Raw genomic sequence first — 12,643 nt, 5'->3', positions numbered from 1 at the left:
TAATGATGAGAAAAGAATGCTTGAATAATTGTGCTAGAGGAAGCTTTCCCAAAATCTACAATATCTCAACAGCGGTTACCTCGTCAGCGTTGGCAAATTTATCGCCAGCAACCAGAATGGGCGGAAAGTTTGGCTAGGATAACTAATGTTTCACCTATTATTGCCCAAGTATTAATTAATCGTGGCATTACTACTCCAGAAGCAGCACAAGGGTTTTTAAATCCTGAATCTTTAGATTTACCTTCGCCTTTAGAAGAATTCCCTGATTTAGGGATTAGTTTGGATTTATTGCAACAGGCGATCGCATCCCATGGTAAAATATCTATCTGTGGTGACTATGATGCCGATGGTATGACTAGCACCGCTTTACTGTTGCGTAGTCTCCGCAGTTTTGGGGCTGATGTGAATTACGCTATCCCTAGTCGGATGCGTGATGGTTATGGGATTAATCAACGCATTGTTGAAGAGTTTCACAATGAAGGTGTAAACCTAATTCTGACGGTGGATAATGGGATTTCTGCTTATGAACCCATAGCCAGAGCCAGAGAACTGGGTATGAATGTGATTGTCACTGACCACCACGACATCCCCCCTAAATTACCCCCAGCTAATGCTATCCTCAACCCAAAACTGATTGCAGAGTCTTCACCTTATCGCGGTGTCGCGGGTGTGGGTGTTGCTTACATTTTAGCAGTATCTCTAGGGCAACGGTTGGGAGCGATGAAAGGCTTAGTGCAGCCGATGTTGGCTTTATTTACCCTAGGTACAATTGCTGATTTAGCACCTTTAACAGGTGTAAATCGTCGCTGGGTAAAACGGGGTTTAAAACATTTACCTCAGTCTCATTTACCAGGAATTAAAGCTCTAATTCAGGCGGCTGGTTTGCAGGTCAGGAAAGAGGGACAAGGGGAACTATTCCCTGGGGGAAATACTTCTTCTAAGTCTTTGAAACCAGAAGATATCGGTTTTCGCTTGGGACCACGAATTAATGCTATTGGTCGTATTGGTGACCCTCAGACGGTGATTTCATTACTAACTACCGATGATATGACGGTAGCCTTAGAATGTGCGATGGAGTGTGAGTTAACTAACACTAGTCGTCAGCAAATGTGCGAGGTAATTGAACAAGAAGCGATCGCTTATGTAGAAGAACACTTTATTTCTGCTCTCCCCAAAGACCGGGTATTAGTGGTTGTACAACCTGATTGGCATCATGGTGTAATTGGGATTGTTGCCTCTCGCTTGGTGGAGCGCTACGGTGTCCCTGTGTTTATTGGCACTTATGAAGAATGTGGACGTATTCGCGGTTCCGCTCGTGGTATTCCTGAGTTTAATGTGTTTGAGGCGTTACAATATTGTCATGATTTACTGGGCAAATTTGGGGGACACAAAGCAGCTGGGGGTTTTTCTTTGGCAGCGGATAATTTAGACTTATTGCGATCGCGATTATCTGAGTTTGCTAATCAGTGTCTAGAACTACAGCATCTCAGTCCACTAGTTAAAATTGATGCTGAACTTGACCTGAGTCAAATCAATCAGCAGTTGTACCAGGAGCTAAATGCTCTTCATCCTTGTGGTATGGAGAACCCAGACCCGTTATTCTGGACAGGAAATCTACAAGTGATTTCTCAACAAATTGTTGGTAAAGGTCATATTAAATTAACACTCAGTCAAACTATTAATCATCAAGAGTATAAAATCAAAGCGATCGCCTGGAGGTGGGGGGACTACTTCCCCTTACCCCAGCGAGTAGATATTGCTTACAAGCTGCGAGAAAATGACTTTAATGGGAATACTAGCATTGAGTTAGAATTACTCGGTGTCAGACTCCCTGATCATATTAATTCTGATGTATTTAAGCAGTAGTCTGGTAATCCATTAACAACTAACTTTGAACATCAGCAGCGACTGTATAACTCTGGTATTTATAATAACAATGCTATCCCGGAGTTAAGAATTAAAAATTCTGAGGGTAAAGTCTTGGTGATGCAACCAGAAAGTACAACTGGTCTACTAGGTTACAATCGTCAAGACTCTGTAGAGGTTGATATATCTCAACCACACTATGACAAGCTCATTCAATCTGCTCTGAAAGCTTTCAGGGTACTGGTTCCGGAGTTATAAGTTTTTCAGCTCATAACTCCAGATATCACAGCCCTAGAGGTCGCCGTTACGAAATGCCAGTACAAAGATGACGACTGGCCCAGCAATGAGGATTAGTCCTACAGAAACTAACTGGAAGATAACTTCCCAATTGATACTGCTTAAAGCGTCAAACATTTTTCCCTGATCCTCTTAACTTTTGAAAAACACAGTCACTCAATTGCAAAACTCGCCATTCATCATATCTGGCCGGAGGCTGTTACATTTAATTTACTTAACAAAATTATAGGAAAGTCCATAAAATGGCAAACTGGCAATGTGTGAAACAATGTGGCGCCTGCTGTCATCTTGACCCTGCAGAGCGTCCAGATATAGCAGAGTATCTCACCCCGTCCGAATTAGAGCTATACCTGAGTATGGTGGGTGAGGGGGGATGGTGCGTTAACTTTGACCATGATAGCCGAGAATGCCTTATATATGCCCATCGCCCCCGTTTTTGCCGTGTAGAGCCAGATATATTTCAAGATATGTATGGAATTGAGCCGGAAGAACTCAATGATTTTGCGATTGACTGCTGTCGTGAGCAAATAGAGGGAGTTTATGGCGATCGCAGCTGGGAAATTATCCGATTTAATCAAGCTGTGGGATTCTGAGTTAGTCACTTTGCACCCAAGGGTTGCAATTTATGACAATCTTCTGAGAAGATGAGAGAATTATGAAAGACCCTCAGAAAACTACCGCCCGTGAAACTTGACTCTCTACCGGTAAATTCTGTCGCCCCTGAGACTGACAACCAGTCAGAAATCAAAGACAGCGATTCATCTAACTTAACTGTAGTTAGGGCCAGTCCCAAACAACAGGAGTCGGTGGTGGCAACTTTTGCTACTACCTTCCTGACTATATTTCTCGCAGAAATTGGAGATAAAACTCAGCTATCTACCTTATTAATAAGTGCTGAATCCCATGCACCCTGGGTAGTTTTTATAGGTGCTGGTCTAGCACTAATTACTACTAGTTTGTTAGGTGTGCTTTTAGGGGGTTGGATGGCTAATCGCCTCAGTCCCAAAGTGGTAGAAAAGTCAGCTGGGATGATGTTATTGCTGATTTCTATCATGCTGTTTTGGGACGTAATTCATAATTAAACAATGGGCTCCACTCTTTAACTATCTACAAACTTATGGACTGGAATCTTTTAGGAATCAGCTTTTTAACTGTATTTCTCTCAGAATTAGGTGATAAAAGTCAATTAGCAGCGATCGCACTTTCTGGGCGTTCCCAATCTCGGCGAGCGGTATTTTTTGGTACTGCTGGCGCATTATTGCTCACCAGCTTTTTGGGAGCATTAGCGGGGGGTGCTGTGGCGGAACTATTACCGACTCGCTTACTCAAGGCGATCGCCGCTGTAGGGTTTGCTGTTTTGGCTGCACGTTTGCTGTTGTTTAGCGAAGCCTCAACCGATGCTGAATAAGGCAATTTAAGATTACAGACAACTTACTAAACTTGTTGTTGCCAGCACCACTTTAAAAGTGTTCCTGCGGCTAGTACTTTGAGAATTTCCAGGACAAAATAACCACTGTGTAGTACATTCATTTCCCCCGGAATTGTCGCAGTTGTGGCAAACAAGTTTAGATTCATACCTACAGCGCACATTTGCGGAGTTAAAAAATAGGTATCTACTAAGGTGACAGCAAGTAACATGAGTGCAAATACAATCACCCTAGGATTCCAGCGCGATTTGGCTTGACTCAAAGCCAGTACGCCAGTTAACACTACAGACGCAGATAATAATTCCATGCGGTTGAAGTTCCAAAAAATCGCATAACCTGCCATGGTAAAGTCTGTTTGACTCATCATGCCGGAAAGATAGAGGCTAGGCATGATTACCCAGTCTAAAACTAGACTAGAACTCAACCAAAAACCCAAAGCCAAGATTATAGCTGTTTCCCAAGTTGGGCGCTTGAATTCAACTGTAGAGATGGTATTCATAAAAAATAATAATTGCTGGCCTTCTATTTTCAGAGTTTAACTGAAAAAGTAGTTCTCACTACAGTTATAAATTATCTGTTACAAATAGCTTGATAACTTCAAAAAGTAATGATTTTTATCTTTTTGTTGTATTCATAAATAATATGAAGTTTTTTAAAGAACAGTTCAACTGTTGATCTAGTTTCTCCCCCGTGACCTACACTCAAGTCTGGGAAGATACCAGCAGCTTAATTTACCGGATATAAAACTAAGTTGCCTTCCTATGTAAGATATAATTACATAACTCGCAAAATCCTTCTCCTTCGACAGCGTGGGTGATGTAAGTAGGTTGATGTTCTAGCTGCTGTGCATATTTCATCACATTCGCTACACCCACAGAAACAGGAAAATGACCTTGATCAAATAAACTTTGATCGTTGGGACTATCACCAACGGTAACCACTTGTTGGGGTGAAATTTCAGGTAAGTATGCTTGCAGAACTTGCAATAATCCTATAGCTTTATCTTGCCCTTGGGGTTTAATATGACACTGGACAGTACTATAAGTAAATCCCCAGCCCATCTGTTGACAAATATTACTCAATATTTGTAATTCATCTGGACTCAAAGCCCCGATGTCAAAAGTCCAATCTGTGACCCGGAAACGATTGTCTGCTGATTCCGCAATTTGAGGAAATATTGTTTTTAAGAACTCGAAGGTGGCGGCTAAACTCTGGCGATGGGCTTTTAAGTCAGGAATGGCCGTTAAACTTACTGGCTCCTCCTTCCCTGATGGATAAAATAAACCGCCGTTTTCGGCGATCGCACCGACAACAGGCATTAAATGACTTATTCCACTCATCCACCCGCCGGAACGACCAGTAACAATCAATACTTTTATCTGCGCAGCGGCTAAATCTTCTAAAGCTTGCAGTAGTGTAGCGGAAAATTTGCCTCCTTGAGTGAGAGTACCATCCATATCTGTGGCAACCAGGGCAATATTAGTTAATGAAGCTTCAGACAGTGGTTTGAGCCGACTATACATAGTGCGTTTTCCATCAGCGGTAAAAAATAACTATCATACAGCTGATGGAAACCAAATTAATGCTTGTCACTGTTAATTACTGTTTGAGAATCACGGGCTAAAAGACCATCTTCCATTTCCACAATGCGATCGGCTATGTCTAAGATACGGTTATCGTGAGTCACTAGCAAGATAGAAGTTCCTTGTTCTTTAGCCAGACCCTGCATGATTTCCACCACATCCCGTCCTGATTGTTTGTCTAAAGCCGCCGTCGGTTCGTCTGCTAGCACCAATGGAGGATTATTGACCAGGGCGCGGGCGATGGCGATTCTTTGTTTTTGTCCTCCAGACAGGCTTTCTGGGTAGTAATTTACTTTGTCCTTTAAACCCACCGCACTCAACATGGCTTCTGACTTAGAAATTGCCTCCTGGGAAGTGACATAATCATTCAATTCCACCGCCATCTGTACATTTTGTCTAGCACTTAAGAAACCCAACAAATTGTGAGCCTGAAAAATATAACCAATGTTACGGCGGATTTGTACTAGTTGATTTTGACTAGCGCCAGACAGCTCTATATTTAAAAACTTGAGACTTCCCTCTTGTACAGACCGCAAACCCCCAATCAGGCTCAGTAAGGTTGTTTTACCTGAACCTGATGGACCAGTCATGATCACAATTTCCCCTGGGTAAATCTCTAGGTTAATGTCAAATAAAATTTGTTTTCTGAGTGCGCCTTTGCCATAGTAGTGATTGAGATTTTTTATAGCAATTACAGGTTCTTCTCTCATATTTTGTGTGAGTAATTAGGTGTGAGTGTTTCCGAGACGTAACTGTAGTGCCTGTAAATAATCAATATATATTAACTATAAATTATAAACTAAACTTCTCTAGAGACATTGATAATTTAGATTTATTTTCTGATCAAGAGATGCTATGTGTTAAAAGATATCTGCTGGATCGGCAGAACGTAGCTTACGTACCGCGATCGCACCAGAGATAAAACACATAACTATAGTGAGAATTAACACAGTTGTTGCCCGACTATAACTCATAAAGATTGGTAGTAGTGTAGCTTCTCTAGCCCTAGAGTAGAGGAACATAGCAAAAATCCATCCCGGGACATATCCTAAACAAGCCAATAAAAATGCTTCTTGGAGTATGACCATCAACAAGTATTTTTGTGTATAACCTATTGCCTTTAAAGTTGCATATTCTGACAAGTGATCGGACACCTCAGTATAAAGGATTTGATAAACAATTACAGTACCAACTATAAAACCCATAATCGTACCTAAACTGAATATAAATCCAATAGCAGTACTAGTTGCCCAGTAATTGCGCTCAAAGTCAATAAACTCTTGTTTCGTTAAGACATTGACATCTGGAGGTAAATGATGACGCAATTTTTGAGCCACATCATCAGGATTTTGTCCTGATCTTAATCTAATCAGACCAATATCAATCAATCCTCTTTGCCGGTTTCTAAATATCCGCAGAAAATTAACATCACTGGTAATTAAATTACCATCCGCCCCAAAAGATGTACCTAAAGTAAATAATCCACCTACTGTAACTCGTCTTCTTTGTACTTCTGCAAATACAGTATTTCCTTTCTTGAATTGTGCAGCAATCGGACCATATTCTTCTCGAGAAGAACGGTCAAATAAAACCACATCAGGCTGTTTCAATTGCTCCAAGTTACTTTGAACACCAGGTAAATCGAACAGATTCGATTCTGGATTCATGCCAAATATGAGAATACTCCGAGGACGACCTGTAATGGGATTCCTCCAGGTTGTATAATCCAAATATATCGGATGGACTGACTCTACCGCTTGTAATTCTAAAGCTTTATACAATCTTCTTTGAGAAAATTGTTCCATTGCTAATAAAGCATTAGATTGTTGATTAATTAAGACAATGTCACCATTTAAGCTACTATGTAACCGCACATTACTATAATAGAGAGCATCCCGAAAACCAATTTGCATAAACATCAGAATATCAGCAAAGGCAATTCCTGCCAAAGCGACAGCTAGGCGACTTTTGTCTCGCGTCAATTGCAGCCAAGACAGGGGTATTTTACGAGCCATTATGGGTAATTCAGAAAGCTGTTCAAGGAATTAGGGATGGGCAGATTTTTGAGGTGTTACATTCTGTTTACACATCGGTGTCAATGGTCAATCAGAACTGACTCCTTTATTAATTTGGCTAATTACTCTAGCATTGGTAAAACCAGAAACTCGCTGACTATCATCTGGATTCAGATCAATTCTGACCTCGACAACTCTAGCGTCTACATCTGCTACTGGGTCAGTACTCAAGATGTCCTTTTTGCCGATTTTTCTACCAATTTCTGTGACAGTTCCTTTTAATTCCCCAATAAATGCTCCATTTTCGCTAGTGATAGTAGCAGTTTGACCTATACGCACTTGAGCAATACTGTCTTCTGAGACTTCAGCAACAACAGTCATCTGATTAGTTTCTCCTATCTCAGCAATACCATTGGCGCTGATGGCTTCCCCTGATTTTGTATGTACTGCTAAAACTTCCCCAGCAATGGGCGCTTGCACATAACTTAATTTCAGTTCTGCTTCTGCTCTTTTGAGATTAGCTAGAGCATTGCTAACTTGAGCTTCTCCCCTTTGAATATCAGCAGGGCCGAATTCTTGAACTCGCCTCAATCTGGCTTTTTGTTCATCAATTTGACTTTGCAAAGCCATGATGGTTTTATCGCGGTTGACTTTGGCTTCCACCAGCTGCTGTTCCAAGGTGGTGATGGTTTTTACCTGGTTAGCTCTGGCCTCAGCAAGTTGTTGTCGTAGAGTCGCCTCTACCTGTCGCAGGGTAGCTTGGCTTTCAATAACTTGCTGATTAGAAGTTACCGCACTGAGTCTTCTTCTATCCCGTTCTTGCTGGGAAATAGCACCTTCTCGATACAACATCTCATACCGTCTAGCATCAACTGCAGCGTTGCGCTGTTCGGCTTGAATACGTTGGATACTTGCTGTTAAACTAGCTTGTTGTCCTCTGAGTTCAGCTTCTAAACGATTAACTGTTGCTTGTAGCGCCAGTTTTTCCCCACTTAACTGGGCTGCTATCCGAGTAATCATCGCTTGTTGAGCATCCTTTTCTCCCTTTAACTCTGCTTCTAAACGAGCAATAATTGCTGTTTGAGCTTCAACATCTCTGGGGGAAGCCACTCTGAATTGAACTAAATTAGCCCGCGCTTCTTGTAGTCTGGCTTTTGCTTCCTCCACTGCTGCTAGTTGGGTGTTATGGTTGTCTAAAATCGCCACCATTTGACCTTTTCTTACCCGTTCACCTTCACTCACAAAAATTTGCTGTACCCGTGAGGAAGATTGCAATCCAGCTGCAGGCGCTGAGAGTTTTAAAACCCGTCCTTTTGGTTCCAAACGCCCCACAGCGCTAATGCTGTTAGTCATTGGCTTGATGGGTACAGAAGAGCTGATTTTTTTTAGTTGCTCTACTTTAGCTGTAGTTAGTAGCCCAGCAGCGATGAGAATTGGTAAGGCTACAGCAATACCCCACCAAATCTTAGGTTGTTCCGATTCCAGTAGCAGCTCTCTTGAGCTTGGCTTCTCAGTCACCCTTGACATGGTTGTTTATTTTGCCTGTTTGTTGAATTGTGGTTATAGAAATAAAAAAAGTGAATCAGCGATGGTGATACCCGGTAATTTGTCATTAAGACACTCTTTTTTTAAATGGGGATGACAGCGCCTTTCCTATCAGTGAGATACCCCGAAAGGATGCCGAATCGACAATATTGATCGGATTAATTTGTATAGTTCATTTACTGCAAAGCTGCTGTAAATTTAATCCCACAGTTTTTACTGACTAGCACGCTGATAATTGCTGAAAATCTACTATCTGATGCACCGCCGATGCTGTATTATTATCAGTTAGATCTGCTAACTATATAGAATGGATGATTGCAGCCTGGCATAAATTTAGTAAATATAATTACGCGATCGCCTATTTCCCTGCAAAATATCTCAATGCTTTGGCATTTTATTCGCGGCTATACTTACAGTTTATCAAAGAAATTTTCTGCTCAAAAAGTGAGTTTTATTCTTACCAATTTGATCTCAAGAACCCTGCATAAGCAATGATGACTTCTAGCCATAGGCTACCTTTGATTCCACCATGCAAAACTATACCACAGGCTGATCAACCTAGCCTATTTATATAGGTTTTGATTCGGAAATGATTCTAGTCTACCCAAGACAAATATATGTCAAAAACGCAATTCCTAACATTACAGTTTCCTTAACTTTTTGGTCAAATAATTAGTAGGTTTCTTTACCTATTCCTTAATATGGTCAAGATTTCCACACTTTGCTACTGTTGTCTCACTCCATTCAAGTTTCTTTGCATAAATTCTACATTGATTAATTATTAGAAAAGGTAACGGAACCTACAGATGGGGAGATTCACAAGACTTGACAGATTATCTCCCCTGTGATATTTTCAGCTTGACGGTAAGTCGAATAACACCTTAGTCATGTAATTTTCAGCCCACTCTGAACCAAAGGCTTTTTCTAGTACCCGCCGGGTTTTGTCGTTTTGCTGCTGTTGGGTACAGTATTCTTTTTGTCCTGCTTGGATTTGCAGGGATTTTTCTGGTGAAACTGGGCTGGATGCTATGGCTTGAGTACAATGAATCTCTAAAAGTTCTTGAACACGAGAGAGAAACATTTTTTCCTCCTCTGGAGAACCAGGACGGACAAAAACGCAAAATTCCGAGAATATGTGACCCCATTCGGGTAATTGACGGGGTTGGGAAAAATTGACATCTGTGAGTGCTGTGAGTTTGGTATTGTATGATTCTGGTAACTTGCCTTTTAGGTCTACAGGAGATAGATCTGCGATCGCCGCACTAATTTGACCTCGTCCCCCAACCAAATCACAACCAAACATTGGTAAGTCATATTCTGGACGGGGAAACATCACACAATGCAAAATATCCAGCATAGTTCCCACCCTTGCTAGTTCCAAGTGCATTTTGCGGAATTGGGTGGTTTGATAGCAGCGATTTTCTATGATTAGTTTCTCGCCTTCTAATCTACCCTCCACATAACCCAATTCAGCGGGTAATTGGTAAGGTAATAGTTCCAAGTGTTTGTGCCACACAGCCTCAATCCCATCAGCCAGTTGATGAATTAAGGGATGTTGTTGTTCTCGCAGGGAAGTAGCAGGGGTAAATGACATTTTTTTGAGTAAATTCTATCCTAGGGTCAATTGTCAGTCTACCTTCTGCTGTTGCACTTGGCTGGTGTCTGGGAACTTGAGCCAAGATTTTTTAGTTTCCCGTCCCGGACTACAGTTTAATGATGCCAAAAATCACTAACCTCATATCCTAAATCTTCTAGCATCTGCCGCAGCAGAGGTAAACTCAGTCCAATGACATTACTGTGACAACCTGCGATTTTTTCCACAAATAAACTACCAAACCCCTCTAGAGCAAAAGCACCAGCACACCTGAGAGGTTCCCCCGTAGCTACATAGGCGGCAATTGTCCGCTGGCTCATCGTAGCAAAATAGACTCTTGTTACCTGACACCTAATTAAAGTCCGATGTTGGCAGAGGTCAATTAAGGCATGACCTGTATACAGGTCGCCAAATTGACCTTGCATTAATTGCCAACGGGCTATGGCTTCGCCATCATTGGCTGGCTTACCATAAATCTTACCATTCACAGCCAAAACCGAATCACAACCCATAATCAAAGCTGATTCAAACTGTGGGGCTACAGTTTCCGCCTTGTGTTGTGCCAGAAGTTGCACTAATTTTGCCGGTTCATGGACTTGAATTTGGGACTCATCAAAATCACTAGGTCTAACTATCACTTTCATCCCAACGGTTTGCAGCAAGCGGTGGCGAGCTTGGGAAGCTGAAGCAAGTACAAATTGAGGTGTGGTCATAAGACTTTTGCTATAAAGAATGCTGGCGGGGAGGATGACTTGGGTCTATGACTGCTCCCCATACATAGTCAGTTGTATTTAGTGTTGGGTATAAATTCCCTTGTTAATACACCGAGAAAGAATTGACAACATTTGCCATCAAGCCTTTAACCTTCTGCCAACGTCTTTCGGGAATTGAGGCATTGAAGGTAAACAGTTTACCGCGGCTGACAGCAACACTGGCGATATTATGTCGGTCTTCCATATTAGGCAGTTTCACCGCATACTCTAAGATATAGTATGTTTTCCCATTAGATTCTCGTTGCAAAGCATTGACCAACTCTGCAGACCGACCAGACTCTGGGGGAGCAAGAACCGCTTTTCCTAATTTGTATCCTATTTCCGTGGGTGTTCCCAATTCCGTCAAATCTTGACGATCAGGGACGGGACTAATAACTACAGAAACATTTTCAGATATTTCTATCAAATCGTGGAAGACTACATCAGGACCATTGTTAACTTTAACTTGTAACCAGCCATTAGGGTATAAAAACTCATAACCATCATAGGAGTCTACAAAACTTTTGAGCCCAGCTGCGGCAGCTACACCAGGATTACTGAGGCTGATACTCAAAACTAATAGCAAAATAAATACAATTCTTTTCCACATTTCTTAAGATTCCTTTAGGCTGGAAAAAAAATCAGACAAGCCTGATTTCTCGTTTTTATCTTTGTCAGGGGGTTTGGGGGAGCTATGAGACTCACACCTTAATCTTTAACTCAGTTTAGGATACATGGAGGCACTCATGCTAATTTTACGGCTCGTGATGACTAAAGACCCTGGGGTTAACTCCAGGGGTTAAAATTCCGGTAAAACAGTCCAATATGAACTAATAAATATATAATTAGTGTTTATAGTGAGAATTTTAAGATTGGAAGCTAATAGCTGATAGATCACAATGGATCTTGAAAAGTGCTACAAATTATTGGGTTTAAAGTCAGGAGCTTCTTTGGCTGACATCAAAGCCTCTTACAGACGATTGGCACAGCAATATCACCCCGATGTTAATCCCCATGACATCACAACTCAAGATAAGTTTATTGTCCTAACAAAAGCTTATAAGTTCCTTGTAACGGTAGTCTCTGCTGAGGATATCTCCCCTCCGTCAAGTAATGCTTCTAAGTCCGGGCGTAATCATATCAAATCCAGACCTGCCCAAAAACCTCCCACCTCAAGCGTTAGATTAGAAAAGCCCCCAAGAGGGAAGCCGCCTAATATTGCGGAAATAGAACAGCGCCTGAAGTGGAAGACTTATGAGCAAATACAACGATTTCTTAAAGAAAAAAGATTTACCCAAGCCATAGCCCTGGTGGAAGCTTTAGCAGCACGGTTACCCACAGACAAAGAAGTTCGCCAATGGCAAGCCGTTGCTTATCAAATCTGGGGACGGGTTTTAATGTCCCAAAATCAACTGTTAAAAGCGAGAATTTATCTCAAAAAAGCTCTGAACACAGATCATAATAATCAGACTCTCTGGCGGGAAGTCTTGTTGGACTTCCAAAAATTAGAGCAGCTTTGTTTTTAACCCCCTAGGTCGATTTATGGCAGATACTTCAGTAATTC

General features: G+C 41.6%; 13 protein-coding genes and 1 pseudogene. 5 read left to right on the top strand and 9 right to left on the bottom strand.

Annotated features, from left to right (window positions below; genetic code table 11):
- Positions 1-30: 30 nt before the first annotated feature.
- Positions 31-2,124: pseudogene (recJ, locus tag IM676_RS15315) on the top strand (single-stranded-DNA-specific exonuclease RecJ).
- A gap of 33 nt (positions 2,125-2,157) precedes the next feature.
- Here recJ and psb30 read toward each other — a convergent pair.
- A complete protein-coding gene (gene psb30 / locus IM676_RS15310) occupies positions 2,158-2,280 on the bottom strand; it encodes a photosystem II reaction center protein Ycf12/Psb30 (protein ID WP_200987685.1) in 123 nt (40 codons plus the stop codon).
- 125 nt (positions 2,281-2,405) lie between these two features.
- On the opposite strand from psb30, the gene IM676_RS15305 reads away from it, so the two are divergent.
- From IM676_RS15305 to IM676_RS15295, 3 genes are all read left to right on the top strand, one after another.
- Entirely contained in the window at positions 2,406-2,756 is a 351-nt protein-coding gene (locus tag IM676_RS15305) for a YkgJ family cysteine cluster protein (RefSeq protein ID WP_200987684.1), read from the top strand.
- A gap of 90 nt (positions 2,757-2,846) precedes the next feature.
- Positions 2,847-3,245 (top strand): TMEM165/GDT1 family protein, encoded by a 399-nt coding sequence (locus IM676_RS15300; RefSeq protein WP_200987683.1) that lies wholly within the window; start codon positions 2,847-2,849, stop codon positions 3,243-3,245.
- A gap of 35 nt (positions 3,246-3,280) precedes the next feature.
- Positions 3,281-3,571 carry a TMEM165/GDT1 family protein gene (locus IM676_RS15295; RefSeq protein ID WP_200987682.1) on the top strand — a complete coding sequence of 97 codons (291 nt, stop codon included), beginning with the start codon at positions 3,281-3,283 and terminating at the stop codon, positions 3,569-3,571.
- A 26-nt stretch (positions 3,572-3,597) separates the two neighbouring features.
- Here the strand turns inward: IM676_RS15295 and IM676_RS15290 are convergent, their stop codons facing one another.
- From IM676_RS15290 to psbP, 8 genes are all read right to left on the bottom strand, one after another.
- Positions 3,598-4,089, bottom strand: a complete 492-nt coding sequence (locus tag IM676_RS15290; protein WP_200987681.1) for a hypothetical protein — start codon at positions 4,087-4,089, stop codon at positions 3,598-3,600.
- Positions 4,090-4,336: 247 nt separating this feature from the next.
- Complete coding sequence (locus IM676_RS15285) at positions 4,337-5,113, bottom strand: HAD family hydrolase (RefSeq protein ID WP_200987680.1); 777 nt, start codon at positions 5,111-5,113, stop codon at positions 4,337-4,339.
- 56 nt (positions 5,114-5,169) lie between these two features.
- Positions 5,170-5,883 (bottom strand): DevA family ABC transporter ATP-binding protein, encoded by a 714-nt coding sequence (locus IM676_RS15280; protein WP_200987679.1) that lies wholly within the window; start codon positions 5,881-5,883, stop codon positions 5,170-5,172.
- A 150-nt stretch (positions 5,884-6,033) separates the two neighbouring features.
- The gene (devC, locus tag IM676_RS15275) at positions 6,034-7,188 is read right to left on the bottom strand and encodes an ABC transporter permease DevC (RefSeq protein WP_200987678.1); all 1,155 of its coding nucleotides are present in this window, start codon (positions 7,186-7,188) and stop codon (positions 6,034-6,036) included.
- Positions 7,189-7,275: 87 nt separating this feature from the next.
- Positions 7,276-8,715 carry an HlyD family efflux transporter periplasmic adaptor subunit gene (locus IM676_RS15270; protein ID WP_200987677.1) on the bottom strand — a complete coding sequence of 480 codons (1,440 nt, stop codon included), beginning with the start codon at positions 8,713-8,715 and terminating at the stop codon, positions 7,276-7,278.
- 871 nt (positions 8,716-9,586) lie between these two features.
- Positions 9,587-10,327 carry a phycocyanobilin:ferredoxin oxidoreductase gene (locus IM676_RS15265; protein WP_200987676.1) on the bottom strand — a complete coding sequence of 247 codons (741 nt, stop codon included), beginning with the start codon at positions 10,325-10,327 and terminating at the stop codon, positions 9,587-9,589.
- Positions 10,328-10,443: 116 nt separating this feature from the next.
- Positions 10,444-11,040: a Maf family protein gene (locus tag IM676_RS15260; protein ID WP_200987675.1), complete on the bottom strand. Its 597-nt coding sequence runs from the start codon at positions 11,038-11,040 to the stop codon at positions 10,444-10,446.
- A 103-nt stretch (positions 11,041-11,143) separates the two neighbouring features.
- Positions 11,144-11,689, bottom strand: coding sequence for a photosystem II reaction center PsbP (psbP, locus tag IM676_RS15255; protein WP_200987674.1), 546 nt, complete (start codon positions 11,687-11,689; stop codon positions 11,144-11,146).
- A 289-nt stretch (positions 11,690-11,978) separates the two neighbouring features.
- On the opposite strand from psbP, the gene IM676_RS15250 reads away from it, so the two are divergent.
- Positions 11,979-12,605: a J domain-containing protein gene (locus IM676_RS15250; protein WP_200987673.1), complete on the top strand. Its 627-nt coding sequence runs from the start codon at positions 11,979-11,981 to the stop codon at positions 12,603-12,605.
- Positions 12,606-12,643: the final 38 nt, after the last annotated feature.

Origin of the sequence: Anabaenopsis elenkinii CCIBt3563, from assembly GCF_015245355.1 — a bacterium.
Lineage (GTDB): Bacteria > Cyanobacteriota > Cyanobacteriia > Cyanobacteriales > Nostocaceae > Anabaenopsis > Anabaenopsis elenkinii.
The sequence above is the reverse complement of the archived record's forward strand: the minus strand, read 5'-3'. Positions and strand labels throughout refer to the sequence as shown.

Bases quoted from the DNA above. Each gene is read 5' to 3' on its own strand.
- psb30 (WP_200987685.1), bottom strand. From the start codon at position 2,280: ATGTTTGACGCTTTAAGCAGTATCAATTGGGAAGTTATCTTCCAGTTA.
- IM676_RS15305 (WP_200987684.1), top strand. From the start codon at position 2,406: ATGGCAAACTGGCAATGTGTGAAACAATGTGGCGCCTGCTGTCATCTT.
- IM676_RS15295 (WP_200987682.1), top strand. From the start codon at position 3,281: ATGGACTGGAATCTTTTAGGAATCAGCTTTTTAACTGTATTTCTCTCA.
- IM676_RS15290 (WP_200987681.1), bottom strand. From the start codon at position 4,089: ATGAATACCATCTCTACAGTTGAATTCAAGCGCCCAACTTGGGAAACA.
- IM676_RS15285 (WP_200987680.1), bottom strand. From the start codon at position 5,113: ATGTATAGTCGGCTCAAACCACTGTCTGAAGCTTCATTAACTAATATT.
- IM676_RS15280 (WP_200987679.1), bottom strand. From the start codon at position 5,883: ATGAGAGAAGAACCTGTAATTGCTATAAAAAATCTCAATCACTACTAT.
- devC (WP_200987678.1), bottom strand. From the start codon at position 7,188: ATGGCTCGTAAAATACCCCTGTCTTGGCTGCAATTGACGCGAGACAAA.
- IM676_RS15270 (WP_200987677.1), bottom strand. From the start codon at position 8,715: ATGTCAAGGGTGACTGAGAAGCCAAGCTCAAGAGAGCTGCTACTGGAA.
- IM676_RS15265 (WP_200987676.1), bottom strand. From the start codon at position 10,327: ATGTCATTTACCCCTGCTACTTCCCTGCGAGAACAACAACATCCCTTA.
- IM676_RS15260 (WP_200987675.1), bottom strand. From the start codon at position 11,040: ATGACCACACCTCAATTTGTACTTGCTTCAGCTTCCCAAGCTCGCCAC.
- psbP (WP_200987674.1), bottom strand. From the start codon at position 11,689: ATGTGGAAAAGAATTGTATTTATTTTGCTATTAGTTTTGAGTATCAGC.
- IM676_RS15250 (WP_200987673.1), top strand. From the start codon at position 11,979: ATGGATCTTGAAAAGTGCTACAAATTATTGGGTTTAAAGTCAGGAGCT.